The organism is Candidatus Hydrogenedentota bacterium, from assembly GCA_035450225.1.
Classification (GTDB): Bacteria; Hydrogenedentota; Hydrogenedentia; order Hydrogenedentales; family SLHB01; genus DSVR01.
In genome coordinates this window covers 1-1,828 of sequence record DAOTMJ010000106.1, presented here as the reverse complement: position 1 = coordinate 1,828, position 1,828 = coordinate 1, and the positions used below count along the sequence as shown (strand labels likewise).

Here is a 1,828-nt window from a genome sequence, read left to right as displayed (position 1 = left end):
TGGAAGCGGAGTTTGCGTAATGGCCGTCGTGCTTACAGCGACAGTAGACACTGCGCAGGCCGATGCGCTTTTTGAGCAAATAGACCGCAACCGCGCCGTGCTAGGCAAGGGGATGCGCGAGTCTATACAGTGGGGCGGATCGCTTTTGGCCAGCTCTTTGGCGGCAAGAACCACCGTGTCGGAAAAGAGACGCGAGGTCGTCAATCTCCCTATCCAGCGCCTTACTCGCTCAAGAGAAGCAGACCGGCGCTATGCCCGCTTCGGCGTCAAGAAGTGGATTGCCGGCGCACAGGTGGTTAAGCCGCTAAAGAGGGGAGGGAGAGGCTTGCCGCCATACACCACGATTTCAGAGGCCAAGAAAGACCGGCGCACGATTATTGGACGTCGCGGCCTTGCGAAGAAGTCCTGGGCCATCATGGCGAACCGCATGGCTACGGGCGGAACCGAAGCCATCATGGGCGTCAAGGATGCTTCGTCGGTCAATTGGAGCGGGGGCTACGTCAACCCTTCCGTGCGAATGACGAACCGCCTGCGCTATATGGAAAAGGCGCTTGAAGGCGGCTACTCCGCCGTGCAGTCGGCAATCAACGCCGCCGCGAACAAGATGGAACACGAAATCGGCCGCAAGGCGGCGGAAGCCTACGGTGCATCGTGAACGTCGCGCGCGCAATCGAAATGGCCTTTGCCGACGTGTTCCGCACCTACGCCGAACTCGGCGCGTCGTGCGTCGTGCGGGCGTGGCAGTCGTTGCCGCTGGACCCCGTATGGGAAAAGCTCGCAGCCGATAGCAAAGACCGCGCCTTTCCGCTGGTGGACGTGCGGTGCGGTTCGCCGCGTTTCGACGCCAACCAGCGCACGATGTACTCCGAGACTCAGATCCTTTGCGCAACCAAGACTGACGACGACAAGAACCACGCGCAGATTCAAAGCCTGTACGGAGAAATCCAGCGCGTTTGCGATTTGCTATATGCGCAGTTCATCGCCGGGAGAGATGGTGATGAGCTTGCCAGATTCAAAGCCGTCCTGACCGCCGAACTTGGCGCAACGTTCCATTTTGGCGGGTTCACGTGGGGCGAGGGCATGGCGCCGGCAGACATGGACGGCGCGAACATGATCGGAATAGCGGTTCAGACGCATTTCAGCCGAAGCGACTTTTAACGAATTAAAATTAAAAAAGAAACCGGAGAACGAAAATGGAAACAACTGGATTTGGCGGGAAAACGGATCATTTCGGCTTCGCGACGACTGACCTGATTTTGCAGGAGTCGAGCAAGGTTCCGCGCGCGCCCAACGAGGCAAACGCGCTAGACGCTAACGGCGATGTGGCGGTTACGAAATTGTACGGCAACGCCGCCGGGACGATATTCGACGTGTCGTGTACCTACCTGCTTAAAAGCGGCACGCTCGACCTTTCGACGCTGTCCGTCGGCGAGCTTTCGACCGGCGTTTTTGTCGGCTCGATTGAGGCTGCCACTTCAAACGGCGATTGGCCCAAAATCACCGTTTCCGGCGCGCTCGGCTATGCGGCGTTCCAGGCTCCTACGGGCAAGACGGCGAAGGCCGCAATGCCGGCCATTACGCTTGTCGGCGGCAAGTTTGCGCAGTTGATGGGGTTTACGGTGGCCGGAGGTGCGCTGAATGATTGCTCCATTTCTGCTACGTGCGACATCGCCGAAGCGACCGACGGCGAAGGCGAGCCTGTTGCCTACGCGGCCAGCTTCCCGAACGCGCAAGTAACCGCGAACGGCGTCTATACGTCCGCCGCGTTTGCGTGGATGGTTACGGCCCCCGGCATCGGCCTCATCGAAAAGCAGGCCGAAAGCACGGT

At 59.6% G+C, this 1,828-nt stretch carries 3 protein-coding genes; all 3 read left to right on the top strand.

All coding sequences use genetic code 11. The annotated features are described in order from the left end of the window. Positions 1 to 655, top strand: a 655-nt coding sequence (locus tag P5540_19900; GenBank protein ID HRT67078.1) for a hypothetical protein, incomplete at its 5' end; no start/stop codon positions are given. After that, a complete protein-coding gene (locus P5540_19895) occupies positions 652 to 1,158 on the top strand; it encodes a hypothetical protein (GenBank protein HRT67077.1) in 507 nt (168 codons plus the stop codon). The genes P5540_19900 and P5540_19895, both read left to right, overlap by 4 nt. A 35-nt stretch (positions 1,159 to 1,193) precedes the next feature. After that, positions 1,194 to 1,828, top strand: a 635-nt coding sequence (locus P5540_19890) for a hypothetical protein (protein HRT67076.1), incomplete at its 3' end; no start/stop codon positions are given.